General features: G+C 70.7%; 22 protein-coding genes. 10 read left to right on the top strand and 12 right to left on the bottom strand.

Going from position 1 to position 18,292, the window contains the following annotated elements:
* Positions 1–27: 27 nt before the first annotated feature.
* Complete coding sequence (locus tag ACIBK9_RS11745) at positions 28–1,476, bottom strand: hypothetical protein (RefSeq protein ID WP_397157323.1); 1,449 nt, start codon at positions 1,474–1,476, stop codon at positions 28–30.
* 326 nt (positions 1,477–1,802) lie between these two features.
* Here ACIBK9_RS11745 and ACIBK9_RS11750 point away from each other — a divergent pair, with 326 nt between their 5' ends.
* The gene (locus ACIBK9_RS11750) at positions 1,803–2,837 is read left to right on the top strand and encodes a site-specific integrase (RefSeq protein ID WP_397157325.1); all 1,035 of its coding nucleotides are present in this window, start codon (positions 1,803–1,805) and stop codon (positions 2,835–2,837) included.
* Positions 2,838–3,266: 429 nt separating this feature from the next.
* On the opposite strand, the gene ACIBK9_RS11755 is transcribed toward ACIBK9_RS11750, so the two are convergent.
* The 3 genes from ACIBK9_RS11755 to ACIBK9_RS11765 all read right to left on the bottom strand — a co-directional run bounded on the left by ACIBK9_RS11755 (position 3,267) and on the right by ACIBK9_RS11765 (position 5,091).
* Positions 3,267–4,043 carry a hypothetical protein gene (locus ACIBK9_RS11755; RefSeq protein WP_397157327.1) on the bottom strand — a complete coding sequence of 259 codons (777 nt, stop codon included), beginning with the start codon at positions 4,041–4,043 and terminating at the stop codon, positions 3,267–3,269.
* Positions 4,044–4,382: 339 nt separating this feature from the next.
* The gene (locus tag ACIBK9_RS11760) at positions 4,383–4,757 is read right to left on the bottom strand and encodes a hypothetical protein (protein WP_397157329.1); all 375 of its coding nucleotides are present in this window, start codon (positions 4,755–4,757) and stop codon (positions 4,383–4,385) included.
* A 172-nt stretch (positions 4,758–4,929) separates the two neighbouring features.
* Positions 4,930–5,091 carry a hypothetical protein gene (locus ACIBK9_RS11765; RefSeq protein ID WP_397157331.1) on the bottom strand — a complete coding sequence of 54 codons (162 nt, stop codon included), beginning with the start codon at positions 5,089–5,091 and terminating at the stop codon, positions 4,930–4,932.
* Positions 5,092–5,527: 436 nt separating this feature from the next.
* Here ACIBK9_RS11765 and ACIBK9_RS11770 point away from each other — a divergent pair, with 436 nt between their 5' ends.
* A complete protein-coding gene (locus tag ACIBK9_RS11770; protein WP_397157333.1) occupies positions 5,528–5,773 on the top strand; it encodes a hypothetical protein in 246 nt (81 codons plus the stop codon).
* A gap of 42 nt (positions 5,774–5,815) precedes the next feature.
* Here ACIBK9_RS11770 and ACIBK9_RS11775 read toward each other — a convergent pair whose 3' ends face one another.
* From ACIBK9_RS11775 to ACIBK9_RS11795, 5 genes are all read right to left on the bottom strand, one after another.
* Positions 5,816–6,898 carry a thiopeptide maturation pyridine synthase gene (locus ACIBK9_RS11775; RefSeq protein ID WP_397157335.1) on the bottom strand — a complete coding sequence of 361 codons (1,083 nt, stop codon included), beginning with the start codon at positions 6,896–6,898 and terminating at the stop codon, positions 5,816–5,818.
* Entirely contained in the window at positions 6,895–7,860 is a 966-nt protein-coding gene (locus ACIBK9_RS11780; protein ID WP_397157337.1) for a lantibiotic dehydratase C-terminal domain-containing protein, read from the bottom strand. The genes ACIBK9_RS11775 and ACIBK9_RS11780 overlap by 4 nt, the downstream gene beginning before the upstream one ends.
* Complete coding sequence (locus ACIBK9_RS11785) at positions 7,853–10,321, bottom strand: hypothetical protein (RefSeq protein WP_397157339.1); 2,469 nt, start codon at positions 10,319–10,321, stop codon at positions 7,853–7,855. Before ACIBK9_RS11785 ends, ACIBK9_RS11780 begins: the two co-directional genes overlap by 8 nt.
* Positions 10,322–10,336: 15 nt before the next feature.
* A complete protein-coding gene (locus ACIBK9_RS11790) occupies positions 10,337–10,495 on the bottom strand; it encodes a hypothetical protein (RefSeq protein ID WP_397157341.1) in 159 nt (52 codons plus the stop codon).
* A 198-nt stretch (positions 10,496–10,693) separates the two neighbouring features.
* Positions 10,694–11,272 carry a hypothetical protein gene (locus tag ACIBK9_RS11795; protein ID WP_397157589.1) on the bottom strand — a complete coding sequence of 193 codons (579 nt, stop codon included), beginning with the start codon at positions 11,270–11,272 and terminating at the stop codon, positions 10,694–10,696.
* 27 nt (positions 11,273–11,299) lie between these two features.
* On the opposite strand from ACIBK9_RS11795, the gene ACIBK9_RS11800 reads away from it, so the two are divergent.
* The 3 genes from ACIBK9_RS11800 to ACIBK9_RS11810 all read left to right on the top strand — a co-directional run bounded on the left by ACIBK9_RS11800 (position 11,300) and on the right by ACIBK9_RS11810 (position 13,482).
* Positions 11,300–11,509, top strand: a complete 210-nt coding sequence (locus tag ACIBK9_RS11800) for a methyltransferase domain-containing protein (protein WP_397157583.1) — start codon at positions 11,300–11,302, stop codon at positions 11,507–11,509.
* Positions 11,510–11,539: 30 nt separating this feature from the next.
* A complete protein-coding gene (locus tag ACIBK9_RS11805) occupies positions 11,540–12,313 on the top strand; it encodes a class I SAM-dependent methyltransferase (protein ID WP_397157343.1) in 774 nt (257 codons plus the stop codon).
* 599 nt (positions 12,314–12,912) lie between these two features.
* The gene (locus ACIBK9_RS11810) at positions 12,913–13,482 is read left to right on the top strand and encodes a dihydrofolate reductase family protein (protein ID WP_397157345.1); all 570 of its coding nucleotides are present in this window, start codon (positions 12,913–12,915) and stop codon (positions 13,480–13,482) included.
* A gap of 279 nt (positions 13,483–13,761) precedes the next feature.
* On the opposite strand, the gene ACIBK9_RS11815 is transcribed toward ACIBK9_RS11810, so the two are convergent.
* On the bottom strand, positions 13,762–14,349 hold the full coding sequence (locus ACIBK9_RS11815; RefSeq protein ID WP_397157347.1) for a TetR/AcrR family transcriptional regulator: 588 nt from the start codon (positions 14,347–14,349) through the stop codon (positions 13,762–13,764).
* A gap of 105 nt (positions 14,350–14,454) precedes the next feature.
* On the opposite strand from ACIBK9_RS11815, the gene ACIBK9_RS11820 reads away from it, so the two are divergent.
* Positions 14,455–14,931 carry an MFS transporter gene (locus ACIBK9_RS11820; protein WP_397157349.1) on the top strand — a complete coding sequence of 159 codons (477 nt, stop codon included), beginning with the start codon at positions 14,455–14,457 and terminating at the stop codon, positions 14,929–14,931.
* Between the two features lie 35 nt (positions 14,932–14,966).
* On the opposite strand, the gene ACIBK9_RS11825 is transcribed toward ACIBK9_RS11820, so the two are convergent.
* Complete coding sequence (locus ACIBK9_RS11825) at positions 14,967–15,689, bottom strand: TetR/AcrR family transcriptional regulator (RefSeq protein WP_397157351.1); 723 nt, start codon at positions 15,687–15,689, stop codon at positions 14,967–14,969.
* Between the two features lie 77 nt (positions 15,690–15,766).
* Here ACIBK9_RS11825 and ACIBK9_RS11830 point away from each other — a divergent pair, with 77 nt between their 5' ends.
* The gene (locus ACIBK9_RS11830) at positions 15,767–16,081 is read left to right on the top strand and encodes a DUF1330 domain-containing protein (protein ID WP_397157353.1); all 315 of its coding nucleotides are present in this window, start codon (positions 15,767–15,769) and stop codon (positions 16,079–16,081) included.
* Positions 16,082–16,442: 361 nt separating this feature from the next.
* Here ACIBK9_RS11830 and ACIBK9_RS11835 read toward each other — a convergent pair whose 3' ends face one another.
* Positions 16,443–16,781 carry a hypothetical protein gene (locus tag ACIBK9_RS11835; RefSeq protein WP_397157355.1) on the bottom strand — a complete coding sequence of 113 codons (339 nt, stop codon included), beginning with the start codon at positions 16,779–16,781 and terminating at the stop codon, positions 16,443–16,445.
* Between ACIBK9_RS11835 and ACIBK9_RS11840 the strand changes: the two genes are divergently transcribed.
* From ACIBK9_RS11840 to ACIBK9_RS11850, 3 genes are all read left to right on the top strand, one after another.
* Complete coding sequence (locus ACIBK9_RS11840) at positions 16,774–17,724, top strand: LuxR C-terminal-related transcriptional regulator (RefSeq protein WP_397157357.1); 951 nt, start codon at positions 16,774–16,776, stop codon at positions 17,722–17,724. The two genes, ACIBK9_RS11835 and ACIBK9_RS11840, sit on opposite strands and share 8 nt — an antisense overlap.
* Before the next feature lie 148 nt (positions 17,725–17,872).
* Positions 17,873–18,127 carry a hypothetical protein gene (locus tag ACIBK9_RS11845; protein WP_397157359.1) on the top strand — a complete coding sequence of 85 codons (255 nt, stop codon included), beginning with the start codon at positions 17,873–17,875 and terminating at the stop codon, positions 18,125–18,127.
* Positions 18,128–18,277, top strand: coding sequence for a hypothetical protein (locus ACIBK9_RS11850; protein ID WP_397157361.1), 150 nt, complete (start codon positions 18,128–18,130; stop codon positions 18,275–18,277).
* The last annotated feature ends 15 nt before the right edge of the window (positions 18,278–18,292 follow it).

Consider the following 18,292-nt stretch of genomic DNA (forward strand, 5'->3'; position numbering starts at 1 on the left):
TTCTCGCTATGGTCGCCGCGGGCAGTGTCAGGCATGGTCGTCGCCTTCTTGTCTCGTCGTGGGGGACGTTACTACGGCCAGGAGTCCCGCGGCGAGGGCGCGGCCGCGGGCGGCGGCGTGCTCGGTGTCGCCGAGGCGGACCTCCCGGCCGGCGGCAAGCAGCATGACGGCGCCGTCCGGGTGCCGGGCTACGGCGATGCCGGCGCCGGGCAACGTCACGCCGCGGACACCTGTGCCGAGGTCGCCGCTGAGGTCGGCCAGTTCGGGCAGCACCAGCCCGGCGGCGGCCTGGGCGGCGGCCAGCCGGTCACGTAGTCCCCGCACCTGTTCGGCGTCACGTTCGCGTTCAACTTGGGCGGCGCGGGCCTGCTGTTCGGCGGCCACGGCGCGCTCGCGCTGGAGATCGCGGTCGGTGCCGGCCTGGCGCAACTCGTCCTCGGCGCGGGCCTGCAGCCGCGCAGCGGCGGCGGCCTCCCCTTGGGCGGCGGCCAGGGCCAGGCGGGCGTCGGTCGCCTCCTGCCGGGCGGTCTCGGCGCGGCCTTCGGCGGTCTCGGCCCGGGCCCGGGCCTGGCGGCTGTCGTGCTCGGCGCGCTCGCGGGCGAGGTCGGCGTCGGCGGCCGCGGCCCGCAGGGTCTCGGCGCGCCGGGCGTGCTCTTCTGCGGCGGCGCGCAGCCGGTCGAGCTCGCGCCGGGCCTCCTCCAGCGCGGCGGCCGTCCTGTGCTGCTCTGCCTGGGCCTGTTCCCGCTCCCGCAGGGCGTCGTCGCGGGCCTGCTCGGCCGCGCCGCGGGCACGTTCATGCTCGGCCACCTGAGCCCAGGCGGCGCGGGCGTCCTCCTTGGCCACATCGACCTTGCTGTCAGCCTCCCGTTCGGCGCGGCGCTGCTCCCGCTCGGCCGCCTCCTGAGCCTCACGGGCAGCCTGTGCGCGGCGGTCGGCCAGCTCGGCACGGGTGTCGGCCGCGTTCTTCTCGCGGCGCGCCTGGGCGGCGTCGGCGCGGGCGGCCTGGGCCTGCGCGATCGTGTCGGCGACGGCTTGCTCCAGGTCGGCGCGCAGCCCGGCCGCCACGGCGGCGATCTGGTCGGCCAGCGGCCCGAGGACGGCCTGGGCCTGTTCCAGGCGCACCTCGCCGCTGTCGCGGGCGGCGGCGGTCTCGGCCGGGACGCGCTCGCGGTGGTACCGGGTGCGGTGATCGGCGCTGCAGTCCAGCGCGTCGGCACGCTTGCCCGGCGGCAGGGCGCCGCCGCAGTACCGGCAGGCCCGCCGGCCGGCGGCGCGGGTACGCGCGGCACGCTCGGCAGCGACTGTCTCCTCCACCCGGCCGGGCAGCGGCTCCGGCACCACTCCCCCGTCCGCGACGTCCGCCGCGGAGCCGGGCACGGACGGCTCGCCCCCGGGGATGTCCCCGGACTGCTGTCCCGCGATGGAGTCCCCGGCGGGCTGCTCTGCTGACTCCGCCCGCTCCTCACGTTCGCTCATGCCGAGCATCCTATCAGATCAATATCTGTGCCATATCCGTATCCGTTCGCACGGCTATGGCTACGAAAACTTCAGCAGCTCGAACATCTCACACAATTCAGCTTGTGTGAGATACGATGATCGCCGGCTGTCGGAATGAGAGTTCTCATCTTTCTGGCCTGGGGTTTTCTCACCTGCTGTCAGCAGGATTCCCACCTGCTGTCAGTGGCCTGATCCGCAGCCGATGCCGCCCGTTCTCCTGCCTCCTCGGAGATCGACCGCCTTGGGACGCTGGTTAGCGATAAGCTCACTTATCGCTAACCAGGGAGTTGATCACGGAAAACCATATGGACGCTCCCGAACGGCTGCCGGCGCGCACCCCCGCGCTGCCCCCTCCGGATGAGCACCTTCTGGAGGGCCGGACGGCCCGGCTGGTCGACGAGGGCCTGGCCGCCAACACCCGCCTGGCCTACGCCCGCGACTTCGGCGCCTACGCCACCTGGTGCGCCTCCACCGGCCGCCCCCTGCTGCCCGCCACCCCCGCGACCCTGGCCAACTACGTCGCCCATCTGGCCGCCCAGAACTACGCCCCCTCCACCATCGACCGCGCGCTGGCCTGCGTACTGGCCGCACACGACCACGCGCAGCTCGCCAAACCCGCCACCACCGCGGCCCGGCTGGCCCTGCGCGCCTACCGCCGCGAGCGCGCCCAGCAGGGCCACCGACCCCGCAAGTCCCCGCCGATCACCGTCGACCGGCTGCGCGCGATGGTCGACGCCCTGCCCGCCGGCACCCCCGCGGCCCGCCGCGACCGCGCCGTCCTGGTGCTCGGCTTCGCCCTGATGGGCCGCCGCTCGGAGATCACCGACATCGACGTCGACGACCTCACCTTCACCACCGACGGCCTGGAGGTGTACGTGCCGTTCAGCAAGACCGATCAGGACGCCCGAGGCGAGATCGTCGCCATCCCCTACGGCCAGCACCCGCAGACCTGCCCCATCAGGGTGACCCGCGCATGGCTCACCGACCTGACAGACGCCGGCGTGACCACCGGGCCGCTGTTCCGCCCGATCGACCGGCACGGCCGCATCGCCGCCCGCGCCCATCCCGCCGCCGGTCGCGGCCGCCGTGAACGGCTGACCCCACAGTCGATCAACCTGATCGTCAAACGGGCCGCCACAGCCGCCGATCTCGACCACGCCGAGGCCTACACCGCCCACGGCCTGCGCGCCGGCGGCGCCACCTCCGCCGCCAAGGCCGGCGCGCCGATGTCCGCGATCACCCGCCACGGACGCTGGGCCGACGGCTCCCCCGTCGTCGCCGGCTATATCCGTCAGGCCGACAAGTGGAACGACAACCCCCTGCACGGCATCGGACTATGAGACCAGCGGCCGCCAGTCCCCCGGTACACCGACAGTTGGCGATCCACTTCGTCCGGCCCGACACATCACGGGGTGTAGAAGGCATCTGGCGGCGCACCGCCCGATTCTTTCGGCCGAGCCGGTGGTGGCTCGCCGGGTAAGTCTGGCGGGCCGGTGGGTAGAGGTCGGCGCCGAGCCGAAGAGGATACGGTTCGGCCTTGCGGGCGTGGCACTGCTCGTGTCCGTGCTGCTCAGATCTCGCGCAGTGCCGCCTCGGAGGGGGAACCCGGGGTCGACGGTGTAGAGGCCGAGCGTCTGGCGTGGGGCCCCGGCCGGGGTGGAGGGCTCGAAGCCGAGGGTGAGTTCGCCGGCGCGACAACCTGCAGGACGTCCCCTCATCCTGTCCCGATGCCGTGCGTCACGGTTCAGGATCCGAAGTCGTTCGAGGCGTCAGCCGATGGCCTGTCGCCACGCCGGAGCGAGCGCGATCTGCCGGAGTTGCTCAAGAGTCAGCGCCGGTACGCTGCGGTCCGCGGGAAGACGGTAGGCGCCCGCGTTGAGTGCCGAGATCACCACCCGCAGGCCGTCCGTACCGAGGGCGTCGACGGTCCACTCGATCGCGCCCGCTCCCCCGAGCGGCGCGAGCCCCTGGCGCACCCCGACGCGAGTGCCGTCAGGCAGTGTGGCGGCGTTCCTGAACACCAGTGCGATGGCCGCGTCACCGGGCTTCCACTGCTGGACGTTCACGGCGACCAGGCTCTTGCCGTGGCCGTCGTCGGCCGTGACGTGCCCGAAGCCGTCAGCGCCGCCCGGTCGCCCGGCGCGTACGCCTGCCGGAAGCAGTCGCTCGATGACGCGGGTGATCTGCGCCGCGGTCAGCCGGGACACCGATCCGGCACGGGGAGCGGCAGGCGGCGCGGGCATGGCCGCGAGAACCGGATGCCACACGGGAGAGGTCGCCACGGCGGCGAGTTGCTGATGCGTCAGAGGAAGAGTGGACCTACCGGCCGCCGACACGAAGACCTGCCTGCCGTCCTCGTAAGTGAGCAGAGCACTGAGGAGTTCGCCCCCTGATGGGTTGTTCTCATCGCTCGGGGAGCGGTCCAGCACGAGCCTGGCCCCGCTGGGCAGGATGGTCTGGAGGCAGCGGCTGTAGGGGTGATAGGCGGAGTCCGGGCACTGGGCGTACTGGACCGGAACGGGGACGGGCCATCTGTTGAGCTTCACCACTACTTTCGCCGAGCTCCCGCCCGCTTCGAAGAGCACTTGAGCGGAGGGCGCCGGACCGGGCTCGGCGCTCAGTCCCCGTCCCTGCTGCCCTGAGAGTCTTCCTGGCGGAAGCTGGGTCTGGAGCAGATGAACCATCTGCTGGGCGGATACAGCGGCTGCGGGGGATGCCGCGGGCCGAGCGGCAGCGCAGCCGGCGACGGCGACAGCGAGGACGGACATCGCGATCGAGGTGAGCAAGCGGACCGTTCTGCGTGGCCTGACCGACATGGCGCGCCTCCGTTCATTCGGTTCACCGGGCCTGCCCGGGGGAGGCGTCCGCCCCCGGGCGGGGACAAGTCAGGCTCCGGGGTAGGAGATCGAGCTGATGGAGTTGTCGTAGGGGTAGTCCAGCGCGTTCCAGACGGAGTTCGGCGCGAAGTAGCCGTAGGTGCCCTGGAAGTTGACGTTCGTCCAGGCCTCGATGGCGACCGAGTTGGTCTTGATGGAGGAGATGGCGTCGTTGTAGGCCCAGGTGCGCAGGTCGGGCACCCTGGGCGGGTTGGTGTTGGTGCCGGTCAGGCAGGCACGGGTGATTTCCCACATGTTCCAGTCGTCGCACAGCTTCCACGTGCCGGTGGCGGCGGCGGCGGGGCCGGCCGCGACGCCGATGATCCCGATGCCCAGGACCAGGCTCGTAGCGGTCGCGATCAGGGCCTTACGGAAACCTCGCATGAGAACTCCTCCTTGGTTCTTTCCTCCGCCCCTTGACGGAGGCTGTTCGGGCGTGGTCGAGGACGGGCTTGTCATCCACCCCTGAGTGGATCGGGCCTCTATGCAGCATCCGCCGACGCCTACATCACTTCCAGTGGATGGTTGGCTACTCTGGGCAACCTCGAAAGGGAACTCAGCGGGACTCGACGCCGTCGGCCGGCTGCGCCTCGAAATAGTCGCCGTCTGGTGGTGGTTGCCCCTGCGCGCCGGTGCCGGTGGCGGTGCGGATGGGCCGGGAAGCGGTCGTGACAGTCGCGGCCTGCTGGTCCCCGGCGGAGGTGGGCTGGTCGGACATCTCTGCTCCTTTCCGTAGCCGCCGGGCTCGCTCGTCCGGGTCGCTGGGGGCTGATGTCTTCACGATCGCGCGCGGTCGGCTCGCTTCGCGCCCGTGGTAGTCCCTGGCCCTGCCCTGGCCTCCCCGGGGCCGATCGGAGGGCGGCTGTCAGACCGTCGCGGGACGACTGCATGATCTGCGCTTCCTGCGGGGTCAGCTGCACGCCCGGGTCACCGGTTCGCCTGTGCACGGATTTCCCGGTCGCCGGCAGCTCGCGTTCAGCGCGACTCGCGAACGCGCGCCCATGGCGTCGAAGGCATGGAAGGCGGTCCTGACCTGGGCTCGCGCGTCGACGCTGCGGTTCTGCCTGTGTAGCCCTTCGCCGTAGATCAGCTGGGGACTTGCCCGGTGTACGGTGACGCGGGACCTTTGAGCCGCTCGATCACTTCCCGATCAGGTGCTCACCGCCCTCACCAGCGGCGGCGAACTGGTCGGCCGCGACTTCGACGGCTCGGCCGGCCAGCGCTGGTTCCTGCAGGCGTCCGATACGGCAGACAGCGTCAACGAGGTCGTGCTGCGCGGCTCGCCGGCCCCTGACTCCCGGCTGGGTGCTGTCGGACGCCACCCGGTGACCACTGCCCGTCGGCGGCAGGCTCGTCGATCGGCCCGGATCAGGGCCTCGTCGACGGCCGCTGCGCGATGACGTTCGCGATGACGTTCGCGAAGTCGTCAGCCGCCGGCGTTGTCAGGCTCGCGCCCAGGCCGTGGCCTTCTCCACGGGTGAGACGCCGTACTCGGCCTCGACCGCCGCCGCGATCAGGTGGCAGAACAGGTAGCGCTGGAGCGGTGCGAGCCCGAGTCTGGCCAGGTGGCCGTAGAGCATGTTGATGGCCAGCCGGTGACCGAGGAACCAGTCGGAGCCGAGCACCTCGTTCTTGTACCGTCCGGTGGCCAGCAGGATCTCGTGGAAGTCGATGGGGTGGAGCTGGCGCATCTCGGGTTCGGGCGCGGCGGCGTCGAGGTCGATCTTCTTGTCGCGGATGAGGGGTGCGGCCATGGCCTTCCTGCGCTCGACGTAGTCGAGCCATTCACGGACGTGCGGCGGGGTCCGGCCCTCGTCCACCTCGGCCACCCGACGGCGTACCAGGGCGCGGAGCTGCCGTTCGTGCTCGCGGTACTTGGCCTCGAAGCCGGCGCGCACGCCGTCGCGGTCCACGCAGTAGGAGGCGAAGGCGTCGGCGTGGGAGCGGAAGGACATGTACCCGCGCGAGATCGGGGGCACGCTGGTGTGCGCGAAGGCGATCATCAGGTCGAGGCTGAGCTGGAAGAGTGACAGCTCGCCCCGGCGGATGGCGGCCAGCGTCCCGAACGCCATCCGGGTGCTCTCGGCGTGGTAGGAGTCGAGCAGGTCGCGCAGGGCGGGGCTGCCGAGCACGTGCAGGCGGTCCTCGTACGGTTCGGTCTGCAGCGTGTTGTCCGGATACCACGGCCGCAGCGGCCCGTGGTCGCTTTCCCGGACGGCGAGCGCCCGGTGTGCCTGCTCCAGCGCGACCTCGTCCAGAACCGCCCGGGAGGGGTGTTCGCGCAGGTATCGGCCGAGCCGGTCGGTGGCCAGCGGCAGGACGTCCGCGTGCCAGGCGTCGTCGGGGGCCTGGAGGTTGAGTCGCAGGTGCGGCCCGCGCCGCCAATGACGCACGAAGTACGGTTGCCGCACCCGCTCCCCCAGCTCCTCCAGCAGCGGTCGCACGGCGTCGAGGATCAGGCCGTCCTGGTCGGTCTGGTAGTAGCGGATCTGGATGCTGTGCCAGGGGGTCGTGAGGTCGTTCACCGGTGCTCCAGTTCGCGGTAGGTGGTGCCGACGAGGTGACGCAGGTGCGACTCGTGCCCGCCCGGCAGGCCGAGCCGGTTGCACAGCAGGTGGACGCAGCGCAAAAGGAGGATCAGCAGGTCGCCGCGCGGCCGGGTGACGCCGGAGGGGACGAAGGTGGATTGTGCGGGTTCCGGATTGAATCGGCCGGTGGCCTGGAGGTCCAGGACGCGATGGCGCAGGGCGTCGATCGAGCGCCACCACGCGCCGAGCGGATCACCGGCGCGGGGGTGTTCCTCGCCGCCGGCGATGCGGTGGCTGCGCTGGAGCTGCGCGGCGAGCGCGGCCCGCTGCCCATCGGAAGGCCCTGGCTGGTCGGACGGTTCTCCAGGGGCGGAGCGACGGTCGCGGGTGGTGGGGAGCGTACGGGCGAGGCGGGCGGGGTCCGGTTCCCAGGCGGCAAGGGCGAGCATCAGGGCGGCGACGGCGAACCCGGCCCGGCGTCCGGTCCCGATCTCGCCCTCCAGCAGGGCGAGCGCGATGCGGCTGGAGTCGTGGAAGTGCCGTTCGGCGGCCTCGACCGCCTCCGGCCCGCCGTACGTCCCGTATTCGGGGCGGTACGCGATGGCCTCCACGCCGTCGCGGGCGCGTACCCGCCGGTCGTAGTGGAGGAGGTGCTCGGCTCTGGCGTACCGTTCGGCCGTTGCGGCGTACTGGCCGGGGTCCCAGGAGGCCGGCGAGGGGTGGGCGGCGAGGTGCCGTTCCAGCGCCGCCGTGGCCCGCTCGGCCACCTCCTCGGGGCGGGCGGACGGCAGGAGCCGCAGCCGCAGATGCGGCCCGCCCTCCCAGTAGCGCAGGAAGAAGTAGCCCGTCAGCAGGCCGTCGGCGGCAAGCTCGCGAACCAGCCCGCCGACCGTCTGGACGATCAGCCGGTCGGTGCCGCCGTAATGGAAGGCGTGCAACGAGATCCACGGCTCAGCCATCGCCCACCTCCACCACGTACTCCGTGACGTGGCCGTCGCCCGGCTCGGGCAGCACCTCCTGGAACGCCGTACAGGTGCCGCTGTCGCCGAGCTGCCGGTCGAAGGCGGCGACCAGGGAAGGGTCGGCCAGGTCCAGGAAGGTCGGTTTGGCCAGCCGTGCCGTACGCATGGGGTCCTGTCCCCAGGTGCCCGGGTCCAGGGAGAAGACGAAGCAGCGGGGCGGGATGCCGGACACGGCGAACCAGCGGGCCAGCGCCAGCAGGTGCTCGGTCTCGGGCTCGCCGGGCCGGCGTCGCGGGACGTCGGTCGTGGCTGCGTACCAGGTGGCGCGGGCCACGACGACCTGCCCCAGCCACACCCTGGACCTGCTCACGACCGCTTCAGGCGGCTGACGTGGCGGCTCGGCGAACAACGCCCAGGTCGGCACAGAGACGCTGGGCTGGTCGCCGAACAGGTGCAGCAGCAGCCGGGCCGTACGCGGCAGGAACGGCGTGGCGATCAAGCCCGTGTGGCGGGGCAGGACGCGGCGGCCGTCGGCGGCGCGTACCAGCTCAAGCTCCCCGGTGGCGGGGTCGTGGCGGACGGCCAGCTCGCCCAGAGTGAGGCGCGCGCCGGGCGGCCGGTCGGAGACCGCGCCCGGATAGCTCAGCTCGTGGACGGTCGTGGCCGAGCGGAGGTTGACGTTGTGACCGAACAACCCGGTCATCTCAACCGGAATCCCGCCATCCTCGGGTTCGGCGGGATTCGGCTCGTCCATGAGACCTGCGATCGTCAGGAGCCGGTGGACCCGGCTGCGCGCGGCGCCATGACCGGCCGCCACGCTGTTGAGCACCAGCCGCACGGGACCGTCCCCCGGCAGCACCTGCACGTAGCACGCCAGCGAGCGCACCGGCCGGGCGCTGCCCGGCCGCCCGGACAGCCAGTCGGCCAGCGTCTCCGGCTGCTCGTGCAACACGCTCAGGGTACGGTCGCGGAACCGCCGCAACTCGACCGCCGCGGGCAGGGTGCTCACACTCTCCGCCGCCGCGCCACCGCGATGGAGCAGAGCGTGCAGCGCCCGGCCCTCGGGGGTGGCGAGCTGCGCGGCCAGCGTACGGTGGAACCGGACGAACGGGACCTGCGCCCCGGCGCCGGACGCCCGCACGAAGAGGTCGGCGGCCAACAGCCGGATCTCGTTGTCACGCTGGAAGACTTCCAGCAGCTCGCGGAGCAGGTGAAGGTCGTCCAGGGCGGCCCGCCAGGCCTCCTCTCCCAGGCGCATGACGGGCGAGGCGAAGACGGCGTTGTCGCGGAAGAGGTTCTTGTCCGGGAGCTTCGTGCCGGACGGGGCCAGTCGGCGCAGTGCGCCGCGGACCTCGTGCTGGAAAGCCAGTTGCTCGCTCAGTCCCGCCACGCCGGGGTGGCGGTCCAGCGCCCGCGCGAACGCGGTGAGCGCGTCGGCGGCGGGATGCGGCGCCAGCCCCCGGGCCAGATCGGCCAGATGGGAGTCGGACTGGTCGGCGACCGGCGCGCAGGTCTCCAGCACCTCCAGCTCGATCAGCCGGGCGAGCGTGGCCGGCGGGACAAGCCGCCGCGCCTCACCGAGCGTCGGGGCGCCGGCCAGGGAGCTCAGGAGCGCGCGCAGTGGCGGCGTGGCCCGGACGCCCCGGTAGGCGTCCTCGGTACGGCTGAGCCACCACAGGCGGTCGCCGTCCTCGCTCAGGCCGGCGTTGGGCCTGACCAGGAATCGGGTCGCGAGGTCGTCGTCGGTCGCGGCCAGGTCACCGAGCAGCCTGCGCAGCAGCCACAGGTCGGGCTCGGCCGCGCTGCGCCAGTTCTCCTCGCCTGTCACGGCGATCGGTTCCGGCCCGAGGTCCCAGTACCCGAGCCCCATCATGGTGAACGTCGAGTACGGGCTCGTCTTGGCCGCCACCCGCGCGAGATATCGGCTCAGCCGCAGGTCCAGCCGCCGGGACGGCCCGGCGCCGGGAGAATCGAGCCAGCGTCGCAGCGCCTCGGCCAGTGACGGGCTCGCCTGGACCAGGCCATGGGTGAAGACATCGGCCGAAGCCCATTTACGAAGGTTGCGGTGCCTGTCCTGGCGTTCCTCCTCCAGGACGGCGGGCAGCGAAGCCCGCAGCCGCTCGCTCGCCCGCGACGCCTCCAGCCACCGCCGAAGCCGCCGCTCCAGCTCGGCCGGAAGCTCGGCCGAGCCGGCGAACGCCGCGGGGCGGCGTCCGTTGTACAGCGCCCGGCGGAGTGCGACCAGGCGGGACCTCGCCCGCCCCGAAGGGACGTCCGCGATGCACGGCTCCAGGGCGAGCGCGAGCTCGCGCCCCTCAGCGGACAGGCGAGCCTGCCCCTTGAGGATCTCCTGGACGGTCCGCCAGGTCCGTTCGCACCGCAGATCGTCCAGGACGGCCGCGGGCAGGGCGGCGACTCTGACCACCACGGTCTGCGAACGCCGGCGCCAGATCGCCATGCGGATTCCGCCGCGCTAGATGAGCCAGCTCTTGCCCGACGTACAGCCCGAAGCGCCGATCTCGGTGTTGCCCAGCCCCATGGCCACGGCCTCGACGAGCACCTCGGAGCCGGGGAGTTCCACGGTGGCGACGTCCAGCGCGTCCAGGTCAAGGACTTCTTCGTGCAGGTCCATGCTGCCTCCGTTTCGTTCGGGCGCAGGTGCGCCACGACACTTCTGCCAAGAGAACACGCAAAACAGCCCATGTCCACACTGCATGACATATCGGGCATGACGGCGCCTCCCCCATGCGGTGCCGGGAATCAAAGCCCCGCCCGTGCCGGCTGCCGGCGTCGCGTCCCCGTCGGAGTGGTTCTTCCAGCCGTCCGGCGGTCAGGCGCGTACGCGGCTCCACGAGGCGTCGTTGTCGACCCGCGCCTGCTCGCGGCGGTCGGGCGTGACACAGACCCGGTCACCGATGAACGCTTCCCGCCACACGTATCCCGCGACACAGGTCTTGGGCCCGTAGGGGCCGTCGGTCCAGCGGCCGGAGGCGGCGGCGTTGTCGTCCAGCGTCTGGTAACGGGTGGTGAGCGGGACGCAGACGTAGTCGGAGTCGTCGGCCATCCGCCACACGTAGTCGTCCTGGCAGGCGTTCGGTCCCCAGACGTGCTTGGCGGTGTTCAGCCGGTTGGGCGCATCAGCGGTGTCGCGATCGGTCTGCGCCTTGACCTCGCGGGTGACGCAAGCGGCGTCCATGATGGTGATCCCGCGGAAGACGTAGCCCGTCCGGCAGGAGCCGTCGCCCTCGTGGCGGCCGTTCTGGTTCGCGTTGTCGTCGGCGGCCTGGTCACGAGCGGCGGCGGTGACACAGACGTCGTCGCCGGCGATGGCGTTGCGCGGGACGAAGCCGAACCGGCACTTGGTGGTCAGGTCGGTGGTGACGGTGACGGTGGCCGCGTCCTCGGTCATGGAGTCGAGGCGGATCCGCACCCCGTCCTGGTCGTAGACGCCGGCTGCGGCTCGGGTCCCCTGTTCTCCGCGCTGCGCGATCGAGGCGCCATCGTGACCGGCATCGACGCGAGCGCCGGGATGCTGGAGCTGGCCCGACGGCGGCTGGGCGACGACGCGGATCAGCTCGTGCTATCCGCGGCATGCGCGGACGGGTTGTCCTTGCGAAAACCATTGGTGCCCGGCTTGCTCCGATGATGGACTGACGTCCCGCCGTGAGTCTGCTCCGTGACGGAGGTAGTGGTTGTGACGGAATATGACGTGCTTGCCGAGGTGTACGAATGGCTCATCTCGGATGCAAAGTTGCCTCCAGCCAAGTTCGCTGCGTCGTTCGATGACGTCCTCGGTCTCCTGCCGTCGCACGCTCACGTCCTCGACTGTTCGTGCGGAACCGGACAGTTGGCGGTTGGCCTCGCCGGCCGTGGCATGCAGGTCGTCGCAACTGACGCCAGCGAAGCGATGGTTCGCCGGACTGCAGAGCTGGCTGAGGAGTTCGGGGCCTCCGTCCGGGCCATGCGGGCGAACTGGGAAGAGTTGCCCGACCATTTCGAGGACGACACGTTCGACATGGTGTTCTGCGTGGGCAACTCGCTTCACCATGCCGTGGGCGCGACAGGCAGGGGTGCTGCCCTGGAGTCGATGTCACGGCTTCTGCGCCCTGGCGGGCGCTTGGTGCTCACATCCCGCACTTGGGAACTCGTGAGGGCCAGAGGTTCCCGGCTGGACATCAGTGACCGACTCGTCCGCCGGAACGGTCGCGATGCCGTCGTGGTCTACCGCTGGGAGATTGCGCCGCATTGGGAGGAGGAGCACCACATCGAGATTGCGATCGCGCAAGTTGATGCGACTGGGCTGGTTCTTGTCCGCTCGGAACTGCTGTCCTGCTGGCCCTACCGGTACGAGGAACTCGAAGTCGAGCTGCACCGGGTCGGACTCCGGACGGAAGTGAGCACGTTCGATCTTGAGGCCGAGAACTACATGGTGGTCGCGAGCAAGGTATAGACACCGGGCTCTCAGTCCCCGGTCGGACCGCGCTGTTGCTCGTAGGACGCTTGCGCCCTCTCATCGGTGCGGGTCAAGCGGTCAACGCAACGCCTTGCAAGTACTTCGAGACCCGCAGCCGGACCGAAGAATGGGCCCAGGGCGGGCAGGCCGTCCAGATGAGGTTCTGGCACCGGCCGCTGCACGCGATGACCGAAGCCTTCACCGCCGGGGGCTTCGCATCAGCGTCATCAGCGAACCGCCGTTTGTGCCGGAAGCCCGCGAACTGTTCCGCGAGGAGCTCAGCAGGATCCCCGGTATGAGGTTCCTGAGCTTCCTGTTCTTCGTTCTGGAAGCCGGCCAACGGCGCTTCGTAACGATCGATCCCGGTGACTGAGCGTTTCAGCGGGCGATTCCGCAACCGAAGCGCTCAATCAAGATCCGTTGCGAAGCTGAACGCCCCCAGCGCCCGAATCGGTCGCGCGCTCGGTCTGCGGTCTGGTTCGCATCACGACGGTGTTGAGCAGCTGGGATCGGGCGCCGATGAGAAATGGCGCCGACAGTCGTCTAAGTAGACGTCCGGTGAGAACGCGCTGCGCGCATCAAGGGAGAGCAACGAGATGAGACCACTTCGATACTCGATCAACGTCACGCTCGACGGCTGCTGCCATCACGAGGCAGGGCTCCCCCCGGACGAGGAGTCGATGCGTTACTGGACCGCTGAGATGGAGCGAGCCGATGCCCTGCTATTCGGCCGGGTGACCTACGAGATGATGGAGTCGGCGTGGCGGAAGCCGGCCACGGACACGTGGCCCGACTGGATGGATGAGTGGCGGATCCCGTTCGCCGAGACCATCGACCGGGCGAAGAAGTACGTCGTGTCGAGCACCCTGAGCGCGGTCGATTGGAATGCCGAGCTGGTGCGAGGCGACTTCGGGCAGGCGGTTCAGCGGCTCAAGCAGGAATCAGGCGAGGGCCTGTGGGTGGGTGGCGTGACGCTCCCCCTGGCGTTGGCAGATCTGGGACTGATCGACGAGTACGAGTTCCTTGTGCAGCCGGTCCTTGCCGGACACGGGCCGACGTTGCTCGCTGGTCTGCGTGAGCGCATCCAGCTCGAGCCCGTGGACCGCCGTGAGTTCCGGTCGGGGGCGGTCGCCCTGCGATACCGGCCCTCGCGAGCTACGGGTTGACGTGATTCATCCTGGCACGTTGGCCGCTCCCTCGCGACGGGGCGGGCGCTGGAGACGTCCTCGTGGCGCGCGGCGGCCTCGGGGATCGTGAAGATGCTGGCCGAGGCAATCGAGTTAGGCGCCAACCCCGAGGACGGGGACGTGCCAGGGGGGACGGGTCTCGCTCGGCTCACACCCCGGCCGGTGATCGCTACCTTGCCAGATGGCGAAGGCTATTCCCCCCAGGGCATGGGCGCCGTTCGCTCGCTACGCCGTTCGCACCGTATTGGACCAACAGGTTCAGGTCGGCTCATCCACTCGGCGGTGGAGCCCGTCGAACATGACGGCCAGAAGTCGATCACGATGTGCGGGGGTCCGCTCCGCCGCCCAGGCGACTGAAGCGATCAGGGAGAAAAGGGCAGAAGCGTCAATATCGGGGCGGATCGTCCCCGCGTGCTGGGCTCTGTCCAGGAGTTGCGCCCCGGCGGCCTTGACGGCCTGACAGGTGGCGTGGAGTTCGGACGCGGGGTCGGCGAGGCTGTCCACCAGGGCGTCGACCAGGCCGCGATAGGCCATGGCGTGCTCGACGGCGGCCGTCGTCCAGGTGATCAGGGCCCTGCTCGGGGACGGTGAGGCGAGCAGCTCGTCCGAGCGCGCCCGCAAGCCGCGCAGGCTGTCGCCCAGCAGCGCCTCCAGCAGTGCCTGGCGGGTCGGGAAGTGCCGGTAGAGGGTCACGTTGCCGACGCCGGCGGTGCGCGCGATGTCGTTCAGCGACGCGCCGACGCCGTGTTCGGCGAACGCCGCCTGGGCGGTCGTCAGGAGCCGCTCGTAATTGCGTCGCGCGTCTTTGCGCCCTACGGGCCGGGCCCGCGTCGACCGATCCGCCACCGGAACCCTCCACACATTTGCCAAAACGAGGAAGCTCCTCATATCTTAGCCCACCGAAAGCGAGGAGGTTCCTCGTTTATTGTGGACACCATTCCGAGGAGTGCCATGACCGAGCACAGCACGCACGCGGCGAGAACGGGCCCCGGGCCGGCCGGCGCCGCCGCCGCCCACCAGCGCCACCCCGGCCTGATGCTCGCCATCGTGCTGACCTGCCAGACGATGTTCATCCTGGACACCAACGTGGTGAACATCGCCCTCCCCGACATCCAGCACGACCTCGGCTTCTCCGCGGCCGGCCTGTCCTGGGTGCTCAACGCCTACATGCTGACCTTCGGCGGTCTGCTGCTGCTCGGCGGTCGCGTGGGCGACATCGTCGGCCAGCGGCGGGCGCTCGTCGGCGGAGTGGCCGTCTTCACCCTCGCCTCACTGGCCGGAGGGCTGGCCACCTCGGCCGGGATGCTGCTGGCGGCCCGCGCCGGTCAGGGGATCGGCGCCGCCGTCGCCGCACCGACCGTGCTCGCCGAGCCCGTACCGGCGGGTGTTTCCCGAACGTCCCCTCAGGGCCGATGTAGCTGTGCGTAGCGACCCATCACTCCCATGGCGTGATCAGGCGTGGCTCAGCTCAGGCCCAGCGATCTGACCAGGTCGAGCATCTCGGCGCGGTGCAGGGCGGCCGGGTTGCCGGCTACGGGGTGGATGTGGCCGTCGATCTCCAGGGCGACCAGGCCGTGCATCCGGCCCCAGACGCGCAGTGCGAGGGCCGCCGCGGCGGGCGGCACGTCGGGGAGATCCTCCTGGATCTTCGCGGCGTAGTCAGGATGGAGGTCGGACCAGGAGGTGTCTTCGGGCTGGTGGCGCCGGGCATGCGGCCACGCGGCCGCCACCAGACGGGTGAGCTCGCGGCACACACGGCGGGCCGTCTGGTCGACCGGCCCGTCCTCGGGCGGCTGGTAGCCCGGGACGGGGTGTCCGTAGAAGAGCCGGAAGCTCTCCGGATGGGCCAGTGCCCACTCTCTGAGCGCCCGGCCCCAGGCCATCAGCCTGCCACCGGGGTCGGCGTCGGGCACCGCGTTGCTGGCGGACTCCAGCGCCTCCGCGAGCGAGGCGGCGATCTCGCTGATCAGTGCCGTGATCAGGTCGTCCCGGGTGGGGAAGTAGCTGTAGATCGCGCGCGCGGTCATCCCCATCTCGCGGGCGATGCCCCGCAGCGAGATCGCTCCCGGGCCGCCTTCGGCCATCTGCCGCAGCGCGATGGTCCTGATCTCCCGGCTCGTCTCCACCCGCAGCCGCTCACGGCGGCTCATCATGCCCCTGGCGCGTTCGCCCTCATCGATACCCACCTTGAACAGGTTACAGGGATGCGTTACCCTTCGGCGGGTCAAAAGTACACGCCGTGTCCGAATGAAACGGAGTTTCCATGCCTGCTTACGTCATCGCCAACGTCGATGTGCTCGATGAGGAGGCCGGCTGGGCCTACGCCCCCGTTGCCCAGCGGTCGATCCTCGACCACGGCGGCCGCTACCTGGTCGCGGGCCCCGTGCCCGAACCCGCCGAGGGCACTTGGACCGCCTCCCGGCTGCTGATCATCGAGTTCCCCGACATGGACCGTGCCCGGCAGTGGTACGACTCCCCTGACTACCGGCGGGCCAGGCAAATCCGAGACGGCAAGGCCCGCGTCGGGCTGCTCTTCGTCGAAAGCTCCCCACCCGAAGGCTTCACCCTTCCCTCCTAGGAACTCTCCGGTGAGGTGACCCCCGTCCACTGGTCCAAGGCCGTTGGTCGGACTGGTCGACGATGCCGAGCGCGTTCTGCCGACCCGCCGAGCGGGCCCTGGGGTCGGGAACATGCGACGAGCCGCAAAGTGGCTGTCCGCGATGGCGACGAACCGGGTGAGGGCGCGCCAGTGGATCGCGGGTTATCGGCTCGGCGCGGGCGAGGCGGCCACGGCACGTTCGATCTCGATGGCCACCACGCGCAGATTGTCGTCCGTGCAGGGGCCGGGGCGTTCAGGCCGGCTTGGCAGTGCAGGACGATCTTTCCTCGGGTGTGGCCGGTTTCGCTGCATCGCATGGCTTGGTCCGGGGTCGGCGATGTCACGTCGATGCCCTGAGGTGCGAGGTGGCGGAGGCGGTCGGCGAGCCCGTCGCCGTGGGAGACAGGGACGGCGCGAGCGAACGCCGGTAGTCGTGGTCGGCGGCGGAGGTCGTGCCGGTGACAGTGGCGCCGCGGGCGACGGCCGGCTGGACCGCGACGGTGCCGACCGCGCCCGCCGCGCCGGGGATGAGCTGGGTGTCGGCGTCGGTGACGTGCAGCAGGTCGAGGTCGCAGCGGGCAGCGCGGCGGCTGTGGCCCAGTCCATCGCGGCGGGTTCGACGGCGAAGACGATGCTGGTGGCGCTTGGTGGCGGAGGCCAGGAGCACACGGGTGTGCACGCTCGCACCAGTCGATGATCACCCCGTCCGGGCGGTCGACCAGTTCCTCGACGTGCTTGTCACCCGGGCGACCCGCGAGTACGTCCAGGGGCTGCCGTCGGTGCGGCGGGCGCTCGCGACCTTCCGCCGCGAGGGCTTTCGGCGCGAGAACATCGCCTGGTGCCGGCCGGCCTGCCAACTGGCCATGGACGTGTGGGACGACGAGGCGTGCGCGGCGATGGCGGGCGGTCTGGCCGAGGCGGCCCGTGAGGGCGGCCTGCTCACGGTCTTGCCGTTCGCGCTGAACTACTCCGCCGCTCACCAATTGTTCGCGGGCCGCTTCGATCTGGCCCAGCAGCTCATCCGGGAAGCCGACTCGATCACCCAGGCGACGAGCAACGTCGCCATCGCCGACTTCTCCATCCTGCTCGCCGCCTGGCGAGGAGACCGGGAACGAACCCTCGACATGCGCGATCAGATCATCGCCGAGGCGACCGACCGCGGCGAGGGTTTCGTCGTGGAGGCGGCGGGGTGGGCCGCCGCGACCCTGCATCTGGGCCATGGCGAGTACGGTGCGGCCGCCGAAGCCGCGCACCGAGCCGCCGAACCGGACGGGATCGGCTTCACCGTGTGGGTGCTCCCCGAACTGATCGAGGCCGCCATACGCGCCCTGGATGCGATGGGAGCGGCAGCGTTCGCCCAACGCGCGGAACAGGAGCTACTGGCGACCGGGGAAACCGTCCACAAGCGCAGCCAGGGCCCGAGCGTAGGGCTGACCTCGCAGGAGGCACAGATCGCGCGACTGGCCGGCGGCGGGCACACCGATCCGGAGATCGCCGCCCGCCTGTTCGTCAGTCACCGCACTGTCGAGTGGCACCTGAGCAAGGCGTTCACCAAACTCGACGTCACCTCACGCAAGGACCTGGCGCAAGCACGTCGAGCTGCCGAACCGGCGACGGTCTGACCGCGCTCGGCGACCCGGCCCCAGTAAGGGGCCCGGGCGAGGGCCAGGGAGTGTCACGGGCGCGAATACCGGCGGCCGCGCGCGATCGTGAAGACATCACCGCCCAGGCGCCCGGACCGTGAGCCCGGGACCACGGCAAGGAGCAGAGATGTCCGCCAAGGCCACCCCCACCGCCTCCCGTCCCCTTCGCAGGAGCATCACCGTCGCGCTGTCCGTCGCGACCACCGCGGCCGCCCTGCTGGTCGCCGCCCCCAGCGCCAGCGCGCAGGGCAACTGCCCCCATTACGGGCAGGAGGGCTGGGGACAGATGTTCACCGACGACAACTACCAGGGCGACTGTTTCGAGTGGACGCTGGGACAGACTGTGATCCTGCCCGCCTATGTGAAGAACAAGGTCTCTTAAGTGCGGATCTGGACTGTCTGGCCGCAATACGGCGCGACCCTGTACGACTTCGACGCGGACCCCAGGGAGTTGTTCTCTGTCGGGCCGAACGAGTGGTGGCCGAGCCTGCCCGGCTGGATCAACGACAAGGCTGACCGCGTAACCGGTTGAGCCCTGATGAGTTTC

This window comes from Nonomuraea sp. NPDC050227 (assembly GCF_044459705.1).
Lineage (GTDB): Bacteria > Actinomycetota > Actinomycetes > Streptosporangiales > Streptosporangiaceae > Nonomuraea.

Coding starts and splice junctions, on each gene's coding strand:
- ACIBK9_RS11745 (WP_397157323.1), bottom strand. CDS start 1,476: ATGAGCGAACGTGAGGAGCGGGCGGAGTCAGCAGAGCAGCCCGCCGGG.
- ACIBK9_RS11750 (WP_397157325.1), top strand. CDS start 1,803: ATGGACGCTCCCGAACGGCTGCCGGCGCGCACCCCCGCGCTGCCCCCT.
- ACIBK9_RS11760 (WP_397157329.1), bottom strand. CDS start 4,757: ATGCGAGGTTTCCGTAAGGCCCTGATCGCGACCGCTACGAGCCTGGTC.
- ACIBK9_RS11765 (WP_397157331.1), bottom strand. CDS start 5,091: ATGTCCGACCAGCCCACCTCCGCCGGGGACCAGCAGGCCGCGACTGTC.
- ACIBK9_RS11780 (WP_397157337.1), bottom strand. CDS start 7,860: ATGGCTGAGCCGTGGATCTCGTTGCACGCCTTCCATTACGGCGGCACC.
- ACIBK9_RS11785 (WP_397157339.1), bottom strand. CDS start 10,321: ATGGCGATCTGGCGCCGGCGTTCGCAGACCGTGGTGGTCAGAGTCGCC.
- ACIBK9_RS11790 (WP_397157341.1), bottom strand. CDS start 10,495: ATGGACCTGCACGAAGAAGTCCTTGACCTGGACGCGCTGGACGTCGCC.
- ACIBK9_RS11795 (WP_397157589.1), bottom strand. CDS start 11,272: ATGACCGAGGACGCGGCCACCGTCACCGTCACCACCGACCTGACCACC.
- ACIBK9_RS11810 (WP_397157345.1), top strand. CDS start 12,913: ATGAGACCACTTCGATACTCGATCAACGTCACGCTCGACGGCTGCTGC.
- ACIBK9_RS11820 (WP_397157349.1), top strand. CDS start 14,455: ATGACCGAGCACAGCACGCACGCGGCGAGAACGGGCCCCGGGCCGGCC.
- ACIBK9_RS11830 (WP_397157353.1), top strand. CDS start 15,767: ATGCCTGCTTACGTCATCGCCAACGTCGATGTGCTCGATGAGGAGGCC.
- ACIBK9_RS11845 (WP_397157359.1), top strand. CDS start 17,873: ATGTCCGCCAAGGCCACCCCCACCGCCTCCCGTCCCCTTCGCAGGAGC.